Raw genomic sequence first — 22,836 nt, 5'->3', positions numbered from 1 at the left:
GGATGATAGATTGGCAGATCATCTGGAACCGCCTGATCTCCATCTGCGAGGAGCAGGCGCAGATCGTCATCCGTGCCGCCTTTAGCGCCGCCGTACGCGAATCCAGCGATATCGCGACCGGTATCTTCGACATCGATGGACGGATGCTCGCCCAGGGCGTTTCGGGAACGCCAGGCCACGTGAATTCGATGGCGAACGCGGTGGCGCACTTCTTCCCACATTTTCCGGTGGATTCCATGAAGCCGGGCGACGCCTTCGTCACCAACGATCCCTGGCAGGGCTCTGGCCATCTTCACGACATCACGGTTGTCACGCCGGCCTTCCACAAGGATCGCGTGGTCGGACTGTTTGCCGCCACCATTCATCTGGCCGATGTGGGCGGGCGCGGCTTTGGACCCGATGGCCGGGAAGTATTCGAGGAAGGAATTTACATTCCACACATGCAGCTAGTTCGGCAAGGCAAGCTGAATGAAGACCTGATGCAGATCATCAGGGCGAACACGCGCGAGCCGCTCCAGGTCGAGGGTGACATCTTGGCAGTGCTAGCGGCCGGCGAGGATGGCGCGCGCCGCTTGGCGCTAACGCTCGAAGAGTTCGACCAACCCGACTTGCGGGAGATAGCGGACTACATCATCGAGACGTCTCATGCCGCCACCGTGGACGCGATCGGAAAAGTGCCCGCAGGCCGGTACGACAGCCGCGTGATGGTCGACGGCTATGACGCTCCCGTGGAAATTGTCCTGGCGGTCACAGTGGGCGAAGGGCAGATCGTCGTCGATTACGAGGGAACCTCGGCCCAAAGCAGTTATGGTATCAACGTCGTGCTTGCCTATGCCGCTGCCTATACCTGCTATGGCATCAAATGCGTCGTCGCGCCCAATGTGCCAAACAACCACGGATCGCTTCGTGCCTTCTCCGTCAAGGCGCCAGAAGGGTCCATCCTCAATCCTCTGCACCCCGCCCCGGTTTCGGCACGTCAAATCGTTGGCTTGGCATTGCCCGATGCGATCATCGGGTGCTTGGACCAGGCCTTGCCGGGCGTAACCCTCGCCGATTCCGGCATGATGTGGATGCCCAGTCTCCGCGGCGCGCACGACCACGGCGGGAAACATCGCCTTTGGGAGCAGGTCTGCTTTTTCAGCGGTGGGATGGGAGCTCGTGGCGAGAAGGACGGCCTCGATGCGACCGTCTTTCCGACGGGGCTGAAGACGATCCCCATCGAAGCATTGGAGTTGATCGTTCCGGTCGTGGTCTGGCGCAAGGAATTGCTTGCCGATAGCGGCGGGCTCGGTGCGTTCCGAGGTGGCCATGGTCAGGTTCTCGAAATAGGCGAGCTGAACGGGAGGCCAATGATCGTTCAGGCCATGTTCGACCGAATTGAGAATCCGTCACGAGGGCGGCGCGGTGGCACAGACGGCGCCCCTGGACGGGTTTTCCTCGCGTCTGGCGTCAAGCTCCGCGGCAAAGGACAGCAGGAAATTCCAGCGGGAGACCGATTGGTGCTGCACACCCCGGGCGGTGGCGGATATGGCGATTCCAGCCGCCGTTCCAAAGAGGCTGTGATGCGCGATTTGGAAGACGGGCTGCTGTCGGACGCGATCGCAAGGCAGTATTACGCGCACGCCTTTTCCTGACGTCTTGGTTCACAGGAGAGACACATGTCCGATGCGCTCGTCCACTTTGGGGGCAAATTGCGCCCAGCCAACGAAGCGACGATCAGTGTGCTTTCGCCGTCCGTGAAATACGGAATCGGCGTGTTCGAGGGCATTCGGGGTTATGGAGACGATGGCGGCGAGATCTGCCTCTTTCGCTTGGATGAGCACCTCGCAAGAATGATCCAGTCCATGACCATCATGGGATATGGCGAGCTGCCAACCGTCGCGGAGCTCCGTGATGTCGTCATGGAGACCGTATTGGCGAATGCCGCCAACACGGACGTGCACATCCGCCTGGCCGCTTACATCGTCTCGCAAAACGGATTTGTTGATGCCGCAGGACCGGTCCTGCTCTCGTGCGCGGTTTTGCCGGCCAAGAGCAAGCCACCACATTTGCGTGCCGTGACGACCTGCATAAGTTCGTGGCGCAGGATCGGCGACAACAATCTGCCGCCACGCGTCAAGAACAGCGCGAATTATGCCAATGGCCGTCTCGCCCTGCTCGAGGCGAGACGACACGGCTATGACGAGGCCATTCTGCTCACCGAAGATGGCGCGGTGAGCGAGGCGGCTGCGGCCTGTCTATTCGCGGTGCGCCACGGCAAATTGGTAACGCCGGCTGGTACACAGAGCATTCTGGAAAGTGTGACCCGCGACAGCCTTATTCAGCTTGCCCGAGAAGTGGTCGGCTGTCCGGTGGAGGAGCGCGCGATCGATCGCACAGAACTCCTGACCTGCCACGAGGCTTTCCTTTGCGGTTCGGCTTACGAAGTGACGCCGATCAAATCGGTGGACCAAATTTCGCTGCCAGGCGGGGCGCCAGGGCCCATCTCCCTGGCCCTCTGGGAAGCTTACGAGCGTGCCGTTCATGGAAAGCTCGACCGCTTCAGTCATTGGGTGACCCGCGTCGGAGCTTAACATTCCATGCGGAATTGCGGTCAAGAGACCTAAGGAGCGATGATGGAGGCTGAAATCGGAAATGGCTCACCAGGGGAACCCGGTTTTCCGACCGAAATTGTCGGTTTGGGATTGTATTTCGAAGACCATGCAGTCGGTAGGCGTTTCCGCACGGTCGGCCGCAGCATCACCGAGACCGAGCTTGCAAACTTCATCTGCCTGGCTGGCATCCTGGAAGAGCTCTTCACAAGTCTCGATTATATCGAGAATCACTCCATCATTACCGGGCGCCTCGTTCCTGGCGCTCTTGTCTATTCCATCGCGGAAGGGCTGGTCATCACCGCCACTCTACAAAGGACGGGCCTGGCATTCCTGGAAATGGACCTGAAGGTTTGCCGCCCCACCTTTGCGGGAGACACGATCCATGTCGAATGCGAGGTGCTGGAAGCCCGGCTCACCAGCAAGCCGGACCGTGGCATCGTGAAAACGCTGAACAAGGTCGTCAATCAACGAGGCGAGACCGTCCTCATCTATGCACCGGTCCGGATGGTGCGCACACGCAAACCTGGAGCGGTCGCGGAATAGGCCGCAGTCGCCTCGACCGCTACTCGATGGAGCAATTTCCATGTCTGGTCCATTAGCTGGTATCCGTATACTCGACCTGACAACGGTTTTTCTTGGGCCCTACTGCACGCAACTCTTGGGAGATCTCGGCGCTGATATCATCAAGGTCGAACCCCCCGAGGGAGACAGCACTCGATTTCTGGGGCCGTCGCGGTCGCGTGGGATGGGCGGAACCTTCCTCAATCTCAGCCGCAACAAGAGGAGCTGCGTCCTCGATCTGACGAAGCCACAGGCGCTTTCCGTCCTGCAGCGGATCGTCTCGACGGTGGATGTGATGGTCTACAACATGCGACCGGCGGCGATGCAAAGATTGGGCATAAGCTATGAATGGGCGAGTGCCATCAATCCGAAACTCATCTATTGCGGCGGGTTGGGCTTCGGAGAGGGGGGTCCCTATTCGGGCCGCCCTGCATTCGACGACATCATCCAAGCCGCGTCGGGTCTTGCGGCGTATCAGCAGCATTCGTCCGGAAGACCCGCCTATTGCGCAACAGCTATCGCCGACAAGGTGACGGCTCTCTTTGCAGCCAACGCCATTCTGGCTGCGCTGTTCGAGCGTCAGACGAGTGGCCGCGGTCAGAAGATCGACGTGCCGATGTTCGAGACGATGGTGGGATTTGCGCTCGCCGAACACATGACAGGCGCCGCATTCGAGCCGCCTTTGGGGCCGCCCCGCTATTCGCGCATACTCTCTCCAAACAGAAGGCCGTATCAGACAGCTGACGGTTACATAGCGGTGCTGCCTTACAATGACCGGCAGTGGGCGAAATTTTTCAAGATCATCGGCCAGGCCGAATTGGCGGAAGACTCGCGGTTCGGTGATATGGCTGCCAGAACCGAGAACATCGACGTTCTATACGAGATCTTGGCCCAAGCCTTGTTGACACGGACCAGCAGTGAATGGCTGGCTCTCCTTGGCGAGGCAGACATACCTTCCGCGGCTGTCGCGCAGCCGGAAGATCTCGTGAGTGATCCTCACCTGAAGGCGACCGGCTTCTTCGAAATCTGGGAGCACGAGAGCGAGGGTACGATCCGGATGGTGGGGTCATCGACAAGGTTCTCCGAAACAAAGCCCGAGATGAGAACTTTGGCGCCGCGGCTGGGCCAACACACGGTCGAGGTGCTCGAAGAGGCGGGGTTCAGCGCCGCCGAGATTGCGGGGTTGCAGAAGTCGGGCGTGGCGCGAGCTGACGTCGAAATCAGCAATTTGGCACTGGGTTAGCCCGAGAGGCGCAGCAGGACAGTCATCGATGAATGCTTCTACCCTCCAGTTTGAGCTTGATCTTCGACCCCGGCCCCTGTGCAGCAGCGCGCTCGAGCTTCGGCAGGCAGTCCGCCGGTTTCTCGAGGAAGAGCTCAAGTCCAGGAGCTTCGAACCGACGGTGGACGCTTGGTTGAGAGGTTTTGACCGCGGGTTCAGCCGGACTCTCGCCGAGCGTGGCTGGGTCGGCATGACGATCCCCACGCACTACGGGGGCCATGGCCGCAGCCAAGTCGAGCGGTTCGTCGTTATCGAAGAACTGCTGGCGGCCGGGGCCCCTGTCGCAGCCCATTGGATCGCTGACCGGCAAGCGGCAAACAGCATTTTGAGTTTCGGTTCCGAGCCGATCAAGCGCAGAGTCCTGCCTCGCATCGCCCGCGGTGATTGTGTCGTCGCCATAGGCTACAGCGAGCCGGACGTGGGTTCAGACCTTGCATCGGTCCGGACGCGCGCGGAAAGAACCCGGGAAGGCTGGCGTCTCACCGGCACCAAGATCTGGACCAGCCATGCCCATCACGCCGATCTCCTCGTCGTGCTGTGCAGAACATCGCCGCGCACGGAAGACCGTCATGCGGGGCTGAGCGTGATGGTCGTCGAGCTGCCCCACCCAAAGGTGAAAGCACGGCCCGTCCTGCTGATGACGGGAGAGCACCATTTCAACGAGGTGGTGCTCGAAGGCGTGGATGTTCCCGAGGAGATGGTCCTTGGGCAAGTTGGCGAGGGATGGAAGGTCGTGACATCGGATCTGGCGCTGGAGCGGAGCGGACCGGAGCGCTTCCTCAGCACCTATCCCGTGCTGGTCGAGATGTTGCGCCGCGCGGCGGAGACCGGCGATCGCTGCGCCGGTCGTGCTGTGGCAAGTCTGGCTGCACAATTATATGCTCTCCGCGCCATGTCGCTGGCGGTCGCGCAAAGTCTCGACGCCGGCGACAGCCCCATCATTGCCGCTGCCGTGGTGAAGGATATCGGCACACGGTTCGAGCAAGAGATCGCCGAGACGGCTCGCCACATCTTCGCTTGTGAACCGAGTTTGGATGCAAGCGATCCGCTGCAGCGCCACCTGGCCGTCGCTCTCATGCACTCGCCTGCTTACACCGTGCGTGGCGGCACGAATGAAATTCTCAGAGGCATCGTGGCGAAGGGACTTGGTCTGCGATGAGTGATTGCGGTGACACCCTGGCAGAGGAGACGCTGCGCAGGCTTCTTATGAGCGAGGTCAGCCTCGGGGCGGCAGTAAACCGTCCGCCAGGATTCTGGGACGAGAATGTCTGGGGCAAGATGAGCGACCTTGGCATGACCTCGATAGCGGCGGAATACGAGGGCGGACCGTCGCTCCTAACGAATGTTCTCAGAGAGCTAGGGCGTTCAGCTGTAGTCGTGCCTTGTCTCGAACATGACTTCATAGGGGGATGGCTGTTGAGCCAGGCCGGCTTACAGTCACGCTCCTCCCGCTTGCGCACTGCGGCTCTTCCGGAGACTGGCGAGATGTCGATCCGGCGCGAGCGGGACGGATGGGTGCTGGACGGAAAGATCAAGAGAGTTCCCTTTGCCCGCTATGCTGATGAAATCGTGGCACTGGCCATTCTCGGCCAGGACACATGGATCGTCCGTATCCCGACCGAGAGGCTCCGTCTGGAAGCGGGCCTAAATCTCGCTGGAGAGCCGCGAGACGACATTATCCTGGATGCCCTGGCGGTCGATGCCGCCGCGGTGGCAGCTCTACCTCCGCCGGTGACCGCCACGAGCATCAAGGCCAGAGCGGCTCTCGGGCGCTGTTTTCAGATGCTGGGCGCCATGGAAGGCGCCATGGACCTTGCGCGACGATATGCCGGCACCCGGAGCCAGTTTGGCCGGCCGCTTGCTCAATTCCAGAGCATCCAGAATTACCTCGCCGAGGTCGCTGGAGAGATTTGTGCCGTCGGCGCCCTGGTCGCGCTGGCCGTGCAGGCAGGAGATGCCGAGATAATCGATATAGCGGCGGCTGCGAAGATCCGGACGGGGCAGGCGGCGAGAATCGTTGCGCAGCGATGTCATCAAATTCACGGCGCTATTGGACTGACCCATGAATATGGGCTTCAGCTGTTCACCCGCCGCCTCTGGTCATGGCGAGAGGAATTCGGAAGCGAGGCATATTGGGCAGACCAGCTTGGCGACCGTCTCGTTGCGAGCGGGGCTGAGCGGCTGTGGGAAACGATCGCCGTTTAGGCTGTCTAAACAGCTTGAGAGCAGAACTTGGGGTCACTGACGAGTGCAAGATTGCGTCTGCGCGACGTACCCGCGATTAACCGCCAAGTATTGCCGTACATTGTTTCTGACTATTGCCACGACCTGTCGGACTAATGTCACGTTCGGCGACGATAGAGTCGTCGTCTTGCAGTTCAAGCCTGACATATTTTTCAAGATGGGTTACTTCTCTTTGGGCTGCGGCAGTCCGGATGATCCAGGCCTTCAGGTTGCGACTTCCCAAGGCTGCTTGGTCAGCCAAGCAGCAAGCGTTCGGGCGAAGAGGCCAGGGCAATCCAGCATCGAAAAGTGCCCGGCATCGGGCAAGGTTTCCATGTGGCTCGCCTTGATCAGAGCATGGAGGCGATGGCCGACCTCGATGTTGACCCACCGATCCAGCTCACCCCACAAGATGAGCGTGGGCACGCCGACGTCGGGATAGACTTCCTCCAGTCGGGCCGTATAGCCGTGATCATATTGAGCGACTTGACGGTAATAGGCTCGTTGACCGGCTTCCCCGGTCCAGGGCGCAATGAGCGCGTCTTCAAGATCGGGTGGCAGCGGCCGGGCAACTGCCGTGGAAAGGTGTGCCGCCAGGAGTGCGCGATGAATATGACCCGGCACGCCTGCGAAGACCTCCTCGTATTCCTTGACGTGCAACGAGAAAGGAGTGCCCCACGGGTTCAGCACCACGCCATTCGCGACTGATATGCTTCGCGCGGCAACACCTTCTACCAAATATGCTCCGAACACGGTGGCCGCACCGAAGTCATGTCCGACCAAGTGCGGCCGGCGCAGCTCGAGATGCTCGACAAATTCACGCAGAACCTTTGCGAACGTGCGCAGGCGCACGTCCTGTCCGTCAAACTTTTCAGATGCGCCATAGCCCGGCAGATCCAGCCAGTGCATCCGGTAATTCGCGCTCAGCCGGTCGATGATCCCGCGCCATATCAGCGAACTTGTCGGCGTGCCGTGCACGAGCACGACGTCGGGCCCTTCGCCGGTCGAACCGTAGGCAATTTCGCCGGCCGACGATCGAAACCGGCCATCGAGGTGATGCTTCGTCATCTCTTCTGACCTAAACTGCATGTCCGAGCTGCACTATTTCGTTGCAAATCAGCGAAGAGGGAAGCGAAGTTTGATCAACCAGACATGACGAAGCTTCAGGTCCTTGCCATGACCGTTCATTTGCCGCCGCTGGACGAACTTCGCGCCTTCATAGCGATTGCTGAGCGAGGCAGGCTCAATCGTGCCGCCGACGTGCTGGGTGTCACCGACTCGGCCGTAAGCCACCAGTTGCGGCGGCTCGAGGAACGGTTGAACGTTCGCCTGATCGATCGCACCAGCGGGGGCGCGGTGCTGACGGCGGCGGGACAGCGCTTCCATCGCAAGGTAGCGGAGGCCTTGCGGCTGCTGGAACACGCGCTCGAAGATGTCGGCCGCGAGCCGAGCACGAAGGTTACCGTCACCCTGTCACGCCCCCTCGCCACCTATTGGCTCGTCCCGCGCTATGCCGAGTTCTTCCGTCGCCATCCGGATATCGAGCTTCAACTGCTTCCGACAGGACGGCTGTGCGATCTTCTCCGCGAGCGCATAGATCTGGGCCTTCGGTATGGAAGCGGCCACTGGCCGGGCCTCGAAGCAGTTCCGATCGTGGATGAGCGCTGCTTCCCCGTCGCCGCGCCCCATGTTGCGAAGTCCTGGCGCGAAGTGGGGTGGGCAAGCTTCAAGGGCCGGGGGCCGATCGTTCTCAACGGCACACATGCTGACGAATGGCAAGCCTGGTGCAGGCGCCGGGGCTGGCCCGAACCGAGTGGAGGCCCCATTGTCGCTCTCGAATCCTTCGATCTCGTCTTGCATGCCGGACTGACCGGTGCCGGGCTGATCATGGGACGCACGCCGATGATCGACGAGTTCCTGCAACGGGGCGACTTGGTGGCCCCCTTCGGAACCGACGGTGTCGCCGTGAACCGCTATTTCGCGGTGTGGCCGAGCCAAAAGCCGCTTAGCGCAAAGGCACGCACCGTTCTCGACTGGCTCCTTGCTTGCAGGCAGTGCTGCCACGTTGATAGTGCCGCGCCCGGCGAAGCAACGTCCTGAGAGACGGCTCGAACAGCCCAAGCCAGCTCGGAATCCAGTTGCTCCTTCACGGCTGCTCCGGCTTGCGGCTGGCGCCGGTCACCACGAGAAGGACCCCGGCAATAACGAGTGCGATTCCGGCCAAGGTGACCATGCTGGGGAACTCGCCGAGAAAGGGCATGCCGAGCAGGACGGCAAGGGCGGGAACCAAGGCCCCGAAGATAGCCGCACGCGAGGCACCGAGCCTGCGCACCGCCTCCGCGTAGAAGAACATGGCGAGAATAGCGACGCAAATGCCCTGTGCGATCACCTGGAACAAAACGTCTTGGAGCGGTGCTCCGAAGATCTTGGGATGCAGAAATAGGAAATAGACCGGAGAGAAGATCAGCGCGGAAGCGACATTCACCAATGCCGTTGCGTGCCACGGGCTGATGCCGGAACGCCGCTGCGCCACGGTGTAGCTCGCGAAGAGCAGCCCTCCGCAAACAAAGAGGAGGTCACCTCGCCACGCGCCCTCGCCCCGATCTGCGATCAACGCGTGGCCGCCCATGCAGGCCGCGCCGCCAATAACAGCAACCAGGCCCCAGACTTGCAGCTGACTGAACCGCTCGTTGTACAGAAGGGCGGACAGAAGAGCGACGAAGATGGGCATCGAGCCAATCATCAGTGTTGCGACATGGGATGCCGGCGCAAAGCGCATGCCGATCGATGCAGTCATCATGAACGGCACCCCGGCGCCGATCAGCATGACGAGTGTCTTCCCGACGCCAATCCGCTTCAACCCCAACCCGTGATGTACCAGAACAGGCCACAGAAAGAGCGCAGAGACCCCGAACCGAAGAAAGGTCACGTCGGCCGGCGCGAGATGGGTCTTCATCGCAAAGCGCGTAGCGACGGACCAACCCGACCAGATGAGGGCGACAGCGAGGCCGCATAGCACGCCCAGTAGCCACGTGCTCTGAGCCCTCGATGTGGAATGGGCGACGGATCCGGCTTTCATGACGCGGCCCCGGTGCGCAGCACCCGAAGGATGCGGACAGCATCGACGTTGCGCTCACCTGGCAGCAAGGGCGTGCGACCACCGATACCCGCGGTGGCTAGGATTTGGATGTTCATGTTTGTCTCTGGAAGGGGAGTTTCTGCTGTTGGGTGCACAAGGCGCGGCCTTGTTTACAATCTACTTCTGCGGCTTCACCCGCGTAAAATGAATAATTGAGAAGTAACCGTTCGATTTAGCGAATATGTCGGGGTCATCGGCATCCTCCGACGCCCATATCGACTTGGTGATGGACGATCGTTCCGTTTATCGAAATTCGTACTTCAAGACTATTCGTTTCTCAGAATTGAGTGGGGTTGATAGGTTTCCTCGATCAAACGAGCGCGCCGGATGCAGGAGGAGTGCGGCAGCTGGCATTGCGCGGCTTCCCCTATCCCATCTGGTTCCCGCATGCGGGCTCAGGGAGGTATGATCTTGGACAAATCGCTGCTCGAGACATTGAAGACGCTCACGGGGCCGCATCTGGCCGACGGCTGCTTACGCACCGGGAATCCCATCCGGTTTGCGCCGCCGGCCATCACGGCCCTTAACCCCGAAATGGAGTGTCGCGGCCGGGCGCTGCCGGTGCGGCATGTGGGCAGCATCGACATCTTCTTCGAAGCGCTCGAGCGGGCCGAACCCGGGGACGTCATCGTCATCGACAATGGCGGCCGCCTGGATGAGGCCTGTATCGGCGATATCGTACTGCTCGAGGCCAAGGCTGCAGGTGTCGCAGGCTTCGTGATCTGGGGCCTTCACCGCGACAGCAAGGAGTTGAGGGAGATCGGGTTTCCGGTCTTCAGCATGGGCTCGCTTCCCACCGGCCCGCAGCGGCTTCATGTGCGCCCGCCCGACGCGTTCACCCGCGCGGTGATAGGGCAGCAGCACGTCACCCGCTCCGACATCGTGGTTGCCGATGCAAACGGTGTTCTGTTCCTGGCCGAAGATCGGCTGGAGGAGATCATCGCTGCTGCCGTGGCCTATCGAGACACCGAGGCGCGCCAATTGAAGGCTATGCGGGAAGGCCGGAGCTATCGCGATCAGACCCGCTTCAGGGAATATCTGGCAAGGCAACAGCGAGAGCCGGGCTACGGCTTCCGTCAACACCTGAAAGATATCGAAGCGGCGGGCGAGGTCTGAGCTTCGCCACACCACGCCCTCCGCGCTTGTTCGCAATTCAAGGAAGCATTGAAGCATTATGAGCAAAGCAATCCGCATTCATGAGACGGGCGGCCCCGAGGTCCTGGGGTGGGAAGAGGTAGAGCTCGGCGAGCCGGGTCAAGGCGAGGTTCGCGTGCGCCAGACGGCCGTTGGGCTCAACTATATCGACGTCTACCAGCGCACGGGCCTCTATCCCGTTCCGCTGCCGGGAGGCATTGGCTTGGAGGCTGCCGGCATTGTTCAGGCCGTGGGTCCCGGCGTCACTCACGTGGAGGTGGGGGACCGTGTTGCTTATGCGACCGGACCGGCTGGCGCCTATGCCGAGGAACGGGTCATGCCCGCCGCTCCGCTGGTGAAGCTGCCGGACCATGTCGCTGATCAGCAGGCTGCGGCGATGCTGCTGAAAGGCATGACGGTGCAGTTCCTGATCCACCAGACTTACAAGGTACAGGCGGGGGAGACGGTGCTGCTGCAAGCCGCCGCGGGCGGGGTTGGCCTCATTGCCTGCCAGTGGCTGAATGCACTCGGCGTGACGGTCATCGGCACCGTGAGCAGCGAGGAAAAGGCCGCGATCGCAAAAGCGCACGGCTGCACTCACACGATCATCTACAAAAAGGAGAACGTTACAGAGCGCGTGCGCGAACTCACCGGCGGCGCCGGGGTCCCGGTCGTCTATGACTCGGTGGGCAAGGCGACCTGGGAGAGTTCGCTCGACTGCCTGCGGCCGCGCGGGCTTATGGTCAGCTTCGGCAATACGTCCGGCGCCGTTCCGCCCTTCGCCATCAGCCAGCTTGCTGCCAAGGGTTCGCTTTATGTCACACGCCCGATTCTGGCGACCTATGTGGCCAGGCGCGAAGATCTGGAAGCGGCGGCCAGGGATGTGTTCGCCATGGTCGCCAGCGGAAAGGTCAAAGTCGATGTCCGGCAGACCTACCCTCTGAAAGACGCGGCTCGAGCGCACCGCGATCTGGAGTCGAGCAAGACGACAGGGTCGACGGTTCTGCTGCCCTGAGGCCGATTGCCGGCCGCTGCAAGGCGCGGCACGGCCGTAAAACTTCGGTTCGAGGTTTATAGGGAGCGGACATGGATCTGCATCGCAACTTGATCGATGGCGAATGGGTGGAGGGCGAGCCCGCTTTAAACATCAATCCGTCGAACCTCGACGATGTCGTCGGCTGCTACGCCCGGGCGACGAAGGCCGACGTGGAAGCCGCAATTTCAGCCGCGAAGGCGGCATTTCCCGCATGGTCGCGGTCGGGGCTACTGGAGCGGCACGCCGTGCTGCGCAAGAGCGCCGATGAAATATTCGCGCGCAAGGACGAGTTGGGCAGGCTGCTGGCGCGCGAGGAAGGCAAAACGCGGGCCGAAGCGATCGGCGAGGTGACGCGCGCAGGACAGATCTTCGATTTCTTTGCCGGCGAGGCGCTTCGGCTGGCAGGAGAGGCGATACCCAGCACCCGGCCGAATGTCAGCATCGAGATCACGCGGGAGGGCGTCGGTGTGGTCGGCATCATCACGCCCTGGAACTTTCCGATCGCCATCCCCGCGTGGAAGATCGCCCCCGCGCTCTGCTATGGCAACACGGTCGTGTTCAAGCCGGCTGACCTCACCCCCGCCTCTGCTTGGGCGCTCGTCGACATCCTTCATCGCTCAGGTCTGCCCAGGGGCGTACTCAATCTCGTCATGGGCAAGGGATCCGTGGTGGGTCAGACCATGCTAGACAGCCCCGACGTCTCCGCCATCACCTTCACCGGTTCAGCCGCAACCGGGAAGCGCGTTGCTACTGCATCGATCGAACACAATCGGAAGTTCCAACTCGAAATGAGCGGGAAGAATCCGCTCGTGGTGCTAGATGACGCCGATCTGACGGTGGCGGTGGAGTGTGCGGTCAATGGAGCGTTCTACTCCACGGGCCAGCGCTGTACGGCGTCCTCGCGGCTTGTGGTCACCGAAGCCATTCACGACCGGTTCGTGGCCGCGATGGCCGAGAGAATGAAGGGTCTCGTCGTCGACGATGCCTTGAAGGTCGGGACGCACATTGGCCCTGTCGTTGACCAAGCCCAGCTCGAGCAGGACGAGCAATACATTGCCATCGGCCGCGATGAAGGCGCCAGGTTGGCATTCGGCGGACAGCGGCTGAATCGTGCAACGCGCGGCTTCTATCTGCAGCCTGCGCTCTTCATTGACGCCACGAACGGCATGCGCATAAGCCGCGAGGAAATATTCGGGCCGGTCGCTTCGGTCATCCGGGTCAAGGACTATGACGAGGCGCTGGCGATCGCAAACGACACGCCCTTCGGCTTGTCGTCCGGCATCTGCACAACCAGCTTGAAACATGCCACTCATTTCAAGCGCAATGCGGAAGCGGGTCTCGTGATGGTGAACCTGCCGACCGCGGGCATTGATTTCCATGTGCCATTTGGCGGCCGCAAAGGTTCGAGCTACGGACCGCGCGAACAGGGCCGCTACGCTTCTGAGTTCTATACTTCCATAAAGACCTCATACACCTTTGCCTGAGCACGATATTACCTGATAGCCAGACCTTGCCGGTGGCTCCCGGCCGCTGCTCGACGTGCTGCCTCGATGAAAATCTTGCCACTTTCGGGGAACGTCTTCCCAGGAACGACTTTCATTTGGTAGCTGCTGGCGGCGATCAAAATCTGGGCTGCGGGCAGCCAGCGGATCCGCTCAAGACGCGAAGCGGCCCGCTTTTCAGTCTGCACCTGTAGACGACGAGAGTCGACATGCGAACGCTTGCGTCGGCGGCAAGCCCAGCAGGCGTAGGGCGACCGGAGCTCGGGTCGCCGCGCCTAATCGCAAGGCCGATGGAAGCTTATCGGGAGTCCGCAAATGGTTCAAATGCGCACAATCGGAATTTTGGCCGGCTTGATGCTCCTGCCTGCCTCCGGCAGCCTCGCGCAGGAGCAGATCACGGCGTGCGAAACGCAGCAGGCTTTGGAGCAGGTCATTCGAAGCGACGGGCAGCTGAAGCCCGAAGGGTGCCGGCCGCTTGCCATAACGCCTGTCGAGGTCGATGCGGGCCGGCTCTGTGTGCTGGATTTCTCCGGCGGCGATCCCGGCATCTTGCAGCGTTTGCGCGATGCCGCCTTGCCTGAGAAGTGGTGGGTCCGCTGCGATGAGCTCAACCGAGGTTGACGCAGATGTTCCTGGATGACTGGGTTGACCACATCCGGATTCTCATCGTCGGTACTGCCGCCTATATCGGTCTCGTATTCCTGTTGCGCGTAACGGGCAAGCGCACATTGTCGAAAATGAACGCCTTCGACCTGGTGGTGACGGTTGCCTTGGGCTCAACGCTCGCAACCGTCCTGCTCGACAGCAGCATTGCCCTGTCCGAAGGGCTGCTCGCGTTCTTTCTGCTATGTTCGCTGCAATATGCGGTCACCTTCGCCTCCGTCCGCTGGCCGTGGTTCCAGGGCATCGTCAAGTCCCAGCCGACACTGCTGGTCCTTCGCGGCGAGGTTCTGCCCGACGTGCTCGTCAAGCAGCGGGTCACGCGGGAGGAGGTTCTGGCCGCGTTGCGCGAGCACGGACTGGATGATCTTTCGAAGGCCGATGCGGTTGTGCTCGAAACCGACGGCACCTTTACAGCCATCAACACCGGAAGTGGCGCGGCCGGCAACGCATTCCAGTCCGTCCACAAACCCGGGCAATAAGAGCGCCAGCCGGAACGGAAGCTGCTCGGCACACATTGCGGCTTTTTCGGGAACACCCCTGGCGACTCATCGTTGACCCCTTGTCATTCGGTTGAGACTCCGAATGTCCAAGGAAGAATAGCTCGATCGATGCGATCGGGTACATCTTCGTATGGCCTGTTCAGATGCTTCAGGCCTCAACATTCACCAATAACGTCATAGGAGAACGCAGATGAAAGCTCTGCTAGCAGCCCTACTTGTATCAACAGCTCTCTTGCCGGCAGGGGCAATGGCCCAGACACAGTCCGGCGACACACAAGCCCGCCAAGCCAATCAGCAGCGGGCGGATCAGCAGGGCAGAACGGCCAGAAATGCCGCTGCCTCGCAAGCTCAAACGCTGCGGGTCTCTGAGCTCGAGGGGCAAAGCGTCCATGACTCGCGCGGACAAGTGGTGGGGCGCATCGATGCGGTGGTGTTCGACCAAAACGACGAGCCGTTCGTGGTGCTGATCCTTCAGAGCATGGACCGGACTCAAGCCGCAGGCCAGCAGCAGGCGCAAGGCCAGCAGCAAGCGCAAGGTCAGCAGGAGGAGCGCTTACTGTCGATCCGGCAACTCGCGTTCCAGGACGATCGACTGTACCTGCGGAACGTGCAGGAGGATCGGTTGGGACAGCTTCCCGCCTATGGCGAGCGCCAACAGGGCCTGAGGGAGGCCAATCAGGACCAGGAGATCCAGGTGGCGACCGCTGCCCCGGGCAATACGACCGCACAGTCAGACGCGGCGCAGATCGTGGTGCAGCAGGATGCGCCCACGGTGCGCATGCAGCAGGCTGCGCCTCAAGTCAATGTGCGCCAGGCACAGCCCGATGTCACAGTCACACAAGCGCAGCCCGAGATTCTCGTGCGCCAGCCTCAGCCGACGGTGACCGTGGATATTCCCCAGCCTGAGATCGTGGTGCGGATGCCGCGGCCAGACGTGAATGTCGCCATGGCCCAGCCGCAGGTCGAGGTCAACCAGCCACAGCCGCGCGTCCGTATCGAGGAGCCGCAGCAGCAGCCCCAGGTCCAGGTCGAGCGCGACCAGGCGGAGGTCAATGTTTCTCAAAGCCAAGGCCAGCCCAACGTACAAGTGCAGAGGCAGGGTCAGCCGCAGGTGAGGTACGAACGAGCCGAGCCGCGTGTCGTGATCAATCAACCTCAGGGTCAACCGAATGTCCGGTTCGAGCAAGCAACGGGCGACCAGGCAAGGCAGCGGAACCAAGCCACGGGGCAGCAGAACCAAGCCACGGGACAGCAGCCGCAACAGCAGACCACCGCGGAGGGCGCCAACCAGAACCGAATGAACCAGGATCAGACGGCCGCTCAGGAGCAACAAGCCAGCATGCGCCCAGTGCGTGTGGCTGAGCTCGAGGGTATGGAGATCCAGAATGTGCGGGGCGAGGAGCTCGGCGAGGTGCAAGATGTGGTCAGAAACCCACGGACCGGCCGGCAAATGCTGGTGGTTTCAAGCGGTGGCTTCCTCGGCATCGGCGAGGACCAGGCTGCCCTCCCGGTCGAGCGCTTCTGGGTTCGCGGCGATCGGCTGGTCATCCGCGGTGTGACCCAAGAGGACATCGAGAGCCAGACCGATTTCCGCAATCAGTCCGGCCGCTACCGGCAGGTCAGCGAGAACGAGCAGGCACGCCTGCGGGTCTGGCAGTAGCGAGGCTCCGCTGATCCCATAACAACACAGCAGAGCGGGAGGCTGGCAGGTGCCAACCTCTCGCCACGAGGAATGCCGGTGCGGGGATCTTCCCGCACCGGCAGATCGGTGTACGGGAGGACCTATCCTACGACGCAGCCGGCGACATGGGCTTTTTCGGCGTTCCGTGAAGAAGCGGATCGCCGGGCGAGAGCTCCTCGACTGTCTCGCCCAGGGGCCGGGGATCGGCCAAATATTCGAACTCGCCTTTGCCGTCGGGCGACGGCCCCTTGGCCCAGCGGCCTTGCTCGCTCTCCCTACCGCCGGAGCAGTTCCAGAACTGATATGCGACCTCGGACTTCTCGCGCCCTTGCGGGAAACTGACGGGGACGGGTGTCTCGTCCAAGCCGTCCGCCTCGAGCTCGGCGATGGCCGCCAGCCACTGGTTCTGGTGCATCGTGTCACGGGCGATCAGGAAGGAAAGCATATCGCGCACGCCCGGATCTTCGGTCAGTTCATAGAGGCGGCACACCTGGAGCCTTCCCTGCGATTCTGCTGTCACGTTGAAGCGGAAATCGGCGAGCAGGTTCCCGGAGGCGATCGTATAGCGCGCGTTCCAAGGATAGCCGACGCTGTCGGTCGGCGTGGCGCCAAGACCGGAGACGATCGCGTGCTGCGGGTTCATTCCGGAGACGAGCACATCCTCGAGGCGAGACCCGCCGAGCACCGCGCCCACCGCGGAGTTCTTGGCGGCCTCTTCCCTGGCCTCGACGGGCGAGGTCTCCAGAAGCCGGGCGATCATGGTGGCGAGCATCTCGACATGGGCGATCTCCTCGGTACCGATGTCGAGGATCATGTCGCGGTATTTCGCCGGCGCGCGGCAATTCCAGCCCTGAAAGAGATAGGTCATCATGACGCTGATTTCGCCCCACTGGCCTCCAAGGACCTCCTGGAGCTTCTTGGCATAGACGGGGTCGGGCCGATCAGGTTTGGCCGTATACTGGAACTGGTTCGTTCGAAAGAACATGGGGCTCTCCTTGTGGGAAACCGCGACGCTCGGGGCCGCTGTCACCGGCCAACCGGCCTCGGCTGCAGTGGTTCCAGTCCGGGTCTGCGCGCGAAGGGGAATTTTGCCTCCCCCCACACCGGAACCATTTTTCCTGTCCGCTATTGCCCGTGCGCAGCCAATTCATCGAGATGCAATCGCTCAGCGCGCTCAAGCATCCGCACAATCGAGGCAAGGAGTTCGACCAATGACTGACCCGAGGGATCACCTTCTTTCCTGGCTTCGGGATGTCCATGCGGCCGAAGAGCAGGCGATAAAGATGCTCAGCAGCTTTGCGCGCCGCATCGAAAACTATCCCGAGTTGAAGGCACGCATCGAACAGCATGTCACCGAGACGCAGCGCCAGTCGGAGCGCGTGCGGGAATGCCTGCGGCGCCACGGCAGCGATGCCTCGACCCTGAAGGACACGGGTACGAAGCTGATGGGCCTGGGGCAGGGGCTCAGCGGGATCTTTACCAGCGACGAGATCATCAAGGGCGTTCTGGCGAGCTACACCTTCGAGCAGATGGAGATCGCCAGCTACAAGATTCTGGTCGCGGCGGCTCGCCGGCTAGGCGATGCGGAGACGGCGCGCGTCTGCGAGGAGATCCTCCAGGAGGAGCTTGCCATGGCCGGATGGCTGGAAAGCCGCTTCGGCGAGCTGACCGGCAAGTTCTTCGACCTGGAGGCGGATGAATCGGTCACGGCCAAGCACTGATCGGCGCCTTTAAGCGCGATCGTCACTTGGCTTTTTTTGCATGGCCGGCGGCAGGCGCGGCGCGTGCCTGTTCCCCGCGCCTGATCCATTCGTGATCGGCCGGCTCGACCATAGCCGACAGCACCGCCCAGAATCCCATCACCGCCTCGCTTCCAGCCTTTTCATAGGCCCGTGCGAGCCGCTCGAACTGCCGCTGCGAGAGCTGCTCGAACAAGGCCAAGCCCTTGGGCGTCGAGAACAGCTGGCGCTGCCGCCGGTCGACGCTCGACATCTGCTGCTGGATGTAGCCCCCGCGAACGAGGTCGCCCATGGGACGCTGAATGGCCTGATGGGTGACACGCAACAGCGACGTCAGCTCACCGACCGTGATGCCGGGGGTCTGCACGGTGAAATACAGGATCCGGTGGTGGGTCCGCCCCATGTCCAGGGCTGCAAGCTGCCGGTTCGCGTCTTCCGCCAGGTTCAAGTGAGCGAAGAAGTGCAGCTCCAGGCCGCGCTGCAGATCGCGGCGCGACGGCGCGGCGTCGTGCCCGTCGGCAGGCTCTTTCGCCTTGCGGGTTTGGCGGCGGCGCGGCTGTTCCTGGACTGACATGCATTTTCCTCGGTGTTGGTCCGAATGCTTAATAATCCCTAGGCCGCTGCTGAGAAACCGGATTGTGGCCGGTTGGCTGATAGTACGCAAAACATGATAACGCAACTTAGTTGACATATATGGCGGCCGGCAGTACGGTTCGCCACCCCTCGGGAGAAGGGGGTGCGAATCGAAAGGGAGGAGGTCTCATATGCATTCCGGCATTCGCCATGTCTTGCTTGCCTCGGCCGCTCTGGCCATGTTTTGCAATGCGGCAGCAGCCGAGGAGGAATTCAAAGTCGGCGGCGTGGTGGCGCTCAGCGGCCCCTATGGGGTGATCGGCGAGGCCATGCGCAAAGGTGCCGAGCTCGCTGCCGAAATGCGTGGCGGCAAGGTTCTCGGCGCTCCCATCGTGTTCGAATGGGAGGACAGCGAAACCAAGCCGCAGGTTGCCGTTCAGAAGGCGACGCGGCTGATCGCCGACGGCGCCGACCTCCTATTCGGCGAGGTGAGCTCCGGCGCCACCATCGCGATGATGAAGCTCGCCGAGCGCCGCAAGGTTCCCCTGCTCGTGACGATCTCGGCCAGTGACGAGATCACCGGGAAGGACAAGAATCCCTATACGTTCAGGACGTCGAATCCGGTCGATATGGAAAACCGGATGATGGCCGAGTTCGCCGCCAAGGATGGCGTGAAGCGCGTCTATGGCGTGGTCGCGGACTATGCGGTCGGCCGTGAGATGTGGGAGAGCCTCAAGGCCAAGCTCAAAGCCAAGGGCGTCACCATTGCCGGTGAGGACTTTCCGGCGCTGGGCAACAAGGACTACTCGCTCATCGCCGACAAGGTCGCCAAGTCGGACGCGGACGGCGTCGCCATGATCATGACCGGCAGCGATGCCATCACCTTCCTGAAGCAGTCGGGCCAGATCGGGCTCAAGGACAAGAAGACCGTCTTCGGCACCATGGTGATGGATGAGCTCATGGGCAAGGCGGTGGGCGAGCAGAGCTACGGCGTCAACTCCACCTTGCGCTATCATTTCTCGCACGACAATCCGGCCAACGAGAAGTTCGTCGCCGCCTTCAAGGCCAAGTATGGCGAGCTACCCAACCAGTTCGCCGGCGAGGCCTTCGACGGCATGTCGTGGTTCCTGAACGTGGTCGACGAGACCGGACGCTGGGACAAGGAGGCCTGGCTCGAGGCTTTCCGCAACAGCACCTACGCGGAGTCCGTGGAAGGCACGAAGCGCATGCGGCCCTGCGACAACCAGGCCGAGCAGGTCGGGCTGTTCGGCAAAGCCGTCAAGGGAAGCGATCCCCTGCCGCCGGTCACCATGGAGGTGACCTATACCTTCGAGCCCAGCGCGCTGTTCGACGCCTGCGAGTAAGCGATACCCCATGCGCCTGATCGACTATTTTCAGAAGGGCCTTGCCCGCGGCGCCGACCGGCCCGCGTTCCTCGACGACTACGTCACCCTCACCTATGGCGAGGTCGACCAAATGGCGCGAGGGCTCGCATCGGCGCTCCACGCCTCGGGCTTTTCCGACGGCGCCCGGATGGCGGTGTTCAGTCCCAACGACCCGCGGGCCTTCGCCTGCATCATCGGGATTTTCTACGCGGGCGGGGTCTGGATCCCGTGCAACGCGCGCAACACGGTCGCGGTGAATGCCCATTTCCTCGGCATGACCGGCTGCGAAGTGCTGTTCTTCCATGGCAGCTTGGCCCGCGAGGCGGCGGAATTGCAGGCGGCCACGCCGTCGCTGCGGCTGCTGGTCTGCATCGACGGCGACGGTGGCGGCTCAGCGGTGTCCCTCGGCGATTTCCTCGGGCGGGGTGACGGCACCCTGCCCGAAGTGCCGGACGATCCGGACCGGATCGCCACCATATTTCCCACCGGCGGCACCACCGGCCTGTCGAAGGGCGCGCCCTGGACCCATCGCACCTGGGAAGCCTTGATCAGCGCCTATTGGCATTGCCTTCCCTCGGCCAAGCCACCGATTCACCTGGTGGCCGGGCCGATGACCCATGCGGCGGGCGGGCTGGCGCTCATGATGATGCCGGGCGGCGCCACCAATGTGGTGCTGCCCCGCGCCGATCCGCTGGCGATCATGCAGGCGATCGAGCGGCACAGGATCACCCACCTCTATTTGCCGCCGACGGTGCTTTACATGATGCTCGCGCATCCCGAAGTGCGCAGCTACGACTATTCCTCGCTGAAATATTTCGTCGTGGCGGCGGCCCCGGTCGCGCCGGAGAAGTTCCGCGAGGCCATGGAGGTTTTCGGGCCGGTCATGTGCCAGTCCTTCGGCCAGGCCGAGGCGCCGATGTTCCTGACCTTCCTCTCGACCGAGGATCTTCTCGCGGCCGAAGCCGATCCGCGGCTCTATGCGAGCTGCGGCAGGCCCACGCTCAATGTCCGGGTGGAGATCATGGATGAGGACGGCAATATTCTGCCACCCGGCCAGCGCGGCGAGATCGTGGCCAAGGGCACCCTGGTCTTCCCCGGCTATTTCGGCAATCCGGAAGCGACCGCCGCAGCATCCGCCCATGGATGGCATCACACCGGCGACGTGGGCTATCGCGACGAGCAGGGCTTCATCTATATCGTCGACCGCAAGAAGGACATGATCGTCACCGGCGGCTTCAATGTCTTCTCGGCGGAGGTCGAGCAGGTGCTGCTGTCCCACCCGGCCGTGCGCGATTGCGCCGTCATCGGTGTGCCCGATGCGAAATGGGGCGAGGCCATCAAGGCGGTGATCGAGCTCAAGCCGCAGGCCCAGGTCGATCCGCAGGAGCTGATCACGCTGGTGAAGCGCGAGCTTGGCGGCGTGCATGCGCCCAAGTCCGTCGACATCTGGGACGAGCTGCCGCGTAGCGGCAATGGCAAGGTGCTGAAGCGCGAAATCCGCGACACGTTCTGGAGCGGCCGCGAGCGCGCGGTCTAGCAGGGGAAACAGCCCATGGCAAACGACGTCTACGTGCTCGGCGTCTATACGACCGAATTCAAGAAGCAGCCGGAAAAGGGTTTCAAGGAGCTGGCGCGCGAGGCCTATCTCGGCGCATTGGCGGATGCGCAGCTCGAGGACGGACGCGACATCGACGGGGCCTGGTTCGGCAACTGCCTGATGCATTACTGGGGCCAGGCGTTAACGCGGGGGAACGTGTCTTTCATCCCCCTGGTGCGCGAAGGCCTATTTCCGGATCGTGCGCCCATCGTCAATGTGGAGGGCGGGTGCGCCACGGGAAGCCTCGCTCTAGCCGGTGCCGCCAAGGAGATCCGGGCGGGCGATGCGCAACTCACTCTCGCGCTCGGTGCCGAGAAGCTCTACGATGCCGAAGATCCCCGGCGGATCTTTGCCCATTTTTCGGGCGGGATGGACCTCCTGGACCCGCAGGAATGGGAGGAGGAGTATCGCCGCGTGGGAAGCCAAGTGGGTGTTCCCTTCGCGCCCGGGCCCGACCGCACTATCGCCATGGACACCTATGCCATGCAGGCCAACTATCACATGAAGGCCTATGGCACGACCGCCGAGCAGATCGCGGTGGGTGCCGCCAAGAACCACTGCAACGGCGCGCTCAATCCCAAGGCGCAGTACCGGTTCGAGATGACGCCGGAGCAGGTTCTGGCCGACCGTCCGGTCAGCGCGCCGCTGACCCGTTCCATGTGCGCGCCCATGGGCGATGGGGCGGCGGCGGCCCTTCTGTGCTCCGCGGAATATCTGAAATCCATGCCGCAACGGGTGCGTGACCGCGCCATCAAGCTGTCGGCGCTCGCCCTCTCCGGCGGCAAATATCGCCGCCTCGACGAGCCGAGCCTCACCCGCGCCGCGGCAGACCGGGCCTATGCCCAGGCCGGCATCGGTCCGCGCGATATCGATGTGGCGGAGGTTCATGACGCGACGTCGTTCTGCGAGGTCTACCAGTCCGAGATGATGCGCTTCTGCGAGATCGGCGAAGGGGGTGCCTTTGTCGGCAGCGGTGCCACCAAGATCGGCGGCGAATTGCCTATCAACACATCGGGCGGGCTCGTCTCCAAGGGGCATCCGATCGGCGCGACCGGCCTCTCCATGTGCTACGAGCTGGTCACGCAGCTCCGCGGCGAGGCCGGTGCCCGCCAGGTGGACGGGGCGGCCATCGCGCTCCAAGAAAACGGTGGTGGCATCATCGGCATGGAGGAGGCGGTCGCTGCCGTCGTCATCTACGAGCGCACGCGCTGAGGGGCCACCGGAACC

At 62.4% G+C, this 22,836-nt stretch carries 21 protein-coding genes; 17 read left to right on the top strand and 4 right to left on the bottom strand.

The window, feature by feature from the left end:
- Nucleotides 1–2 precede the first annotated feature (2 nt).
- The 6 genes from E4P09_RS05825 (at nt 3) to E4P09_RS05800 (ending at nt 6,642) form a co-directional block, all read left to right on the top strand.
- Nucleotides 3–1,634, top strand: a complete 1,632-nt coding sequence (locus E4P09_RS05825; RefSeq protein WP_239025034.1) for a hydantoinase B/oxoprolinase family protein — start codon at nt 3–5, stop codon at nt 1,632–1,634.
- Between the two features lie 24 nt (nt 1,635–1,658).
- Nucleotides 1,659–2,573 (top strand): aminotransferase class IV, encoded by a 915-nt coding sequence (locus tag E4P09_RS05820; protein ID WP_137388588.1) that lies wholly within the window; start codon nt 1,659–1,661, stop codon nt 2,571–2,573.
- A 39-nt stretch (nt 2,574–2,612) separates the two neighbouring features.
- Entirely contained in the window at nt 2,613–3,137 is a 525-nt protein-coding gene (locus E4P09_RS05815; protein WP_205042021.1) for a hotdog family protein, read from the top strand.
- A gap of 40 nt (nt 3,138–3,177) precedes the next feature.
- Complete coding sequence (locus E4P09_RS05810) at nt 3,178–4,398, top strand: CaiB/BaiF CoA transferase family protein (RefSeq protein WP_137388586.1); 1,221 nt, start codon at nt 3,178–3,180, stop codon at nt 4,396–4,398.
- A gap of 28 nt (nt 4,399–4,426) precedes the next feature.
- On the top strand, nt 4,427–5,596 hold the full coding sequence (locus E4P09_RS05805) for an acyl-CoA dehydrogenase family protein (RefSeq protein WP_137388585.1): 1,170 nt from the start codon (nt 4,427–4,429) through the stop codon (nt 5,594–5,596).
- A gap of 326 nt (nt 5,597–5,922) precedes the next feature.
- The gene (locus E4P09_RS05800) at nt 5,923–6,642 is read left to right on the top strand and encodes an acyl-CoA dehydrogenase family protein (RefSeq protein ID WP_170984251.1); all 720 of its coding nucleotides are present in this window, start codon (nt 5,923–5,925) and stop codon (nt 6,640–6,642) included.
- A gap of 243 nt (nt 6,643–6,885) precedes the next feature.
- Here the strand turns inward: E4P09_RS05800 and E4P09_RS05795 are convergent, their stop codons facing one another.
- On the bottom strand, nt 6,886–7,728 hold the full coding sequence (locus tag E4P09_RS05795) for an alpha/beta fold hydrolase (RefSeq protein ID WP_170984250.1): 843 nt from the start codon (nt 7,726–7,728) through the stop codon (nt 6,886–6,888).
- A gap of 84 nt (nt 7,729–7,812) precedes the next feature.
- Here E4P09_RS05795 and E4P09_RS05790 point away from each other — a divergent pair, with 84 nt between their 5' ends.
- Nucleotides 7,813–8,760 carry a LysR substrate-binding domain-containing protein gene (locus E4P09_RS05790; protein WP_137388582.1) on the top strand — a complete coding sequence of 316 codons (948 nt, stop codon included), beginning with the start codon at nt 7,813–7,815 and terminating at the stop codon, nt 8,758–8,760.
- A gap of 46 nt (nt 8,761–8,806) precedes the next feature.
- On the opposite strand, the gene E4P09_RS05785 is transcribed toward E4P09_RS05790, so the two are convergent.
- Nucleotides 8,807–9,739 carry a DMT family transporter gene (locus E4P09_RS05785; protein WP_205042019.1) on the bottom strand — a complete coding sequence of 311 codons (933 nt, stop codon included), beginning with the start codon at nt 9,737–9,739 and terminating at the stop codon, nt 8,807–8,809.
- A 471-nt stretch (nt 9,740–10,210) separates the two neighbouring features.
- On the opposite strand from E4P09_RS05785, the gene E4P09_RS05780 reads away from it, so the two are divergent.
- The 6 genes from E4P09_RS05780 to E4P09_RS05755 all read left to right on the top strand — a co-directional run bounded on the left by E4P09_RS05780 (nt 10,211) and on the right by E4P09_RS05755 (nt 16,294).
- Nucleotides 10,211–10,915, top strand: coding sequence for an RraA family protein (locus E4P09_RS05780; RefSeq protein WP_205042018.1), 705 nt, complete (start codon nt 10,211–10,213; stop codon nt 10,913–10,915).
- Between the two features lie 58 nt (nt 10,916–10,973).
- Nucleotides 10,974–11,948 (top strand): quinone oxidoreductase family protein, encoded by a 975-nt coding sequence (locus E4P09_RS05775; protein ID WP_137388581.1) that lies wholly within the window; start codon nt 10,974–10,976, stop codon nt 11,946–11,948.
- A gap of 71 nt (nt 11,949–12,019) precedes the next feature.
- Nucleotides 12,020–13,453: an aldehyde dehydrogenase family protein gene (locus E4P09_RS05770; RefSeq protein WP_137388580.1), complete on the top strand. Its 1,434-nt coding sequence runs from the start codon at nt 12,020–12,022 to the stop codon at nt 13,451–13,453.
- A 342-nt stretch (nt 13,454–13,795) separates the two neighbouring features.
- Nucleotides 13,796–14,092, top strand: coding sequence for a hypothetical protein (locus E4P09_RS05765; protein ID WP_137388579.1), 297 nt, complete (start codon nt 13,796–13,798; stop codon nt 14,090–14,092).
- 5 nt (nt 14,093–14,097) lie between these two features.
- Complete coding sequence (locus E4P09_RS05760; protein WP_137388578.1) at nt 14,098–14,613, top strand: DUF421 domain-containing protein; 516 nt, start codon at nt 14,098–14,100, stop codon at nt 14,611–14,613.
- 268 nt (nt 14,614–14,881) lie between these two features.
- The gene (locus E4P09_RS05755; RefSeq protein WP_170984248.1) at nt 14,882–16,294 is read left to right on the top strand and encodes a PRC-barrel domain-containing protein; all 1,413 of its coding nucleotides are present in this window, start codon (nt 14,882–14,884) and stop codon (nt 16,292–16,294) included.
- Between the two features lie 127 nt (nt 16,295–16,421).
- On the opposite strand, the gene E4P09_RS05750 is transcribed toward E4P09_RS05755, so the two are convergent.
- Nucleotides 16,422–17,300, bottom strand: a complete 879-nt coding sequence (locus tag E4P09_RS05750) for a manganese catalase (protein WP_137388576.1) — start codon at nt 17,298–17,300, stop codon at nt 16,422–16,424.
- 226 nt (nt 17,301–17,526) lie between these two features.
- Between E4P09_RS05750 and E4P09_RS05745 the strand changes: the two genes are divergently transcribed.
- Entirely contained in the window at nt 17,527–18,036 is a 510-nt protein-coding gene (locus E4P09_RS05745; protein WP_137388575.1) for a ferritin-like domain-containing protein, read from the top strand.
- 22 nt (nt 18,037–18,058) lie between these two features.
- Here E4P09_RS05745 and E4P09_RS05740 read toward each other — a convergent pair whose 3' ends face one another.
- Entirely contained in the window at nt 18,059–18,628 is a 570-nt protein-coding gene (locus E4P09_RS05740) for a MarR family winged helix-turn-helix transcriptional regulator (RefSeq protein ID WP_170984247.1), read from the bottom strand.
- 190 nt (nt 18,629–18,818) lie between these two features.
- Here E4P09_RS05740 and E4P09_RS05735 point away from each other — a divergent pair, with 190 nt between their 5' ends.
- Genes E4P09_RS05735 through E4P09_RS05725 form a run of 3 tightly spaced genes read left to right on the top strand, consistent with a single transcriptional unit; the run spans nt 18,819 to nt 22,821 of the window.
- Complete coding sequence (locus E4P09_RS05735) at nt 18,819–19,991, top strand: ABC transporter substrate-binding protein (RefSeq protein ID WP_137388573.1); 1,173 nt, start codon at nt 18,819–18,821, stop codon at nt 19,989–19,991.
- Nucleotides 19,992–20,001: 10 nt separating this feature from the next.
- Nucleotides 20,002–21,549 carry a class I adenylate-forming enzyme family protein gene (locus E4P09_RS05730; protein ID WP_137388572.1) on the top strand — a complete coding sequence of 516 codons (1,548 nt, stop codon included), beginning with the start codon at nt 20,002–20,004 and terminating at the stop codon, nt 21,547–21,549.
- A gap of 15 nt (nt 21,550–21,564) precedes the next feature.
- Complete coding sequence (locus E4P09_RS05725; protein WP_137388571.1) at nt 21,565–22,821, top strand: thiolase family protein; 1,257 nt, start codon at nt 21,565–21,567, stop codon at nt 22,819–22,821.
- The last annotated feature ends 15 nt before the right edge of the window (nt 22,822–22,836 follow it).

Origin of the sequence: Rhodoligotrophos defluvii, from assembly GCF_005281615.1 — a bacterium.
Lineage (GTDB): Bacteria > Pseudomonadota > Alphaproteobacteria > Rhizobiales > Im1 > Rhodoligotrophos > Rhodoligotrophos defluvii.
Note: the sequence above shows the minus strand (reverse complement) of the source record. Positions and strands in the feature narration are given on the sequence as shown.

Coding starts and splice junctions, on each gene's coding strand:
- E4P09_RS05785 (WP_205042019.1), bottom strand. CDS start 9,739: ATGAAAGCCGGATCCGTCGCCCATTCCACATCGAGGGCTCAGAGCACG.
- E4P09_RS05770 (WP_137388580.1), top strand. CDS start 12,020: ATGGATCTGCATCGCAACTTGATCGATGGCGAATGGGTGGAGGGCGAG.
- E4P09_RS05820 (WP_137388588.1), top strand. CDS start 1,659: ATGTCCGATGCGCTCGTCCACTTTGGGGGCAAATTGCGCCCAGCCAAC.
- E4P09_RS05795 (WP_170984250.1), bottom strand. CDS start 7,728: ATGACGAAGCATCACCTCGATGGCCGGTTTCGATCGTCGGCCGGCGAA.
- E4P09_RS05740 (WP_170984247.1), bottom strand. CDS start 18,628: ATGTCAGTCCAGGAACAGCCGCGCCGCCGCCAAACCCGCAAGGCGAAA.
- E4P09_RS05775 (WP_137388581.1), top strand. CDS start 10,974: ATGAGCAAAGCAATCCGCATTCATGAGACGGGCGGCCCCGAGGTCCTG.
- E4P09_RS05750 (WP_137388576.1), bottom strand. CDS start 17,300: ATGTTCTTTCGAACGAACCAGTTCCAGTATACGGCCAAACCTGATCGG.
- E4P09_RS05810 (WP_137388586.1), top strand. CDS start 3,178: ATGTCTGGTCCATTAGCTGGTATCCGTATACTCGACCTGACAACGGTT.
- E4P09_RS05790 (WP_137388582.1), top strand. CDS start 7,813: ATGACGAAGCTTCAGGTCCTTGCCATGACCGTTCATTTGCCGCCGCTG.
- E4P09_RS05745 (WP_137388575.1), top strand. CDS start 17,527: ATGACTGACCCGAGGGATCACCTTCTTTCCTGGCTTCGGGATGTCCAT.
- E4P09_RS05805 (WP_137388585.1), top strand. CDS start 4,427: ATGAATGCTTCTACCCTCCAGTTTGAGCTTGATCTTCGACCCCGGCCC.
- E4P09_RS05730 (WP_137388572.1), top strand. CDS start 20,002: ATGCGCCTGATCGACTATTTTCAGAAGGGCCTTGCCCGCGGCGCCGAC.
- E4P09_RS05735 (WP_137388573.1), top strand. CDS start 18,819: ATGCATTCCGGCATTCGCCATGTCTTGCTTGCCTCGGCCGCTCTGGCC.
- E4P09_RS05760 (WP_137388578.1), top strand. CDS start 14,098: ATGTTCCTGGATGACTGGGTTGACCACATCCGGATTCTCATCGTCGGT.
- E4P09_RS05755 (WP_170984248.1), top strand. CDS start 14,882: ATGGCCCAGACACAGTCCGGCGACACACAAGCCCGCCAAGCCAATCAG.
- E4P09_RS05825 (WP_239025034.1), top strand. CDS start 3: ATGATAGATTGGCAGATCATCTGGAACCGCCTGATCTCCATCTGCGAG.
- E4P09_RS05725 (WP_137388571.1), top strand. CDS start 21,565: ATGGCAAACGACGTCTACGTGCTCGGCGTCTATACGACCGAATTCAAG.
- E4P09_RS05800 (WP_170984251.1), top strand. CDS start 5,923: ATGTCGATCCGGCGCGAGCGGGACGGATGGGTGCTGGACGGAAAGATC.
- E4P09_RS05815 (WP_205042021.1), top strand. CDS start 2,613: ATGATGGAGGCTGAAATCGGAAATGGCTCACCAGGGGAACCCGGTTTT.
- E4P09_RS05765 (WP_137388579.1), top strand. CDS start 13,796: ATGCGCACAATCGGAATTTTGGCCGGCTTGATGCTCCTGCCTGCCTCC.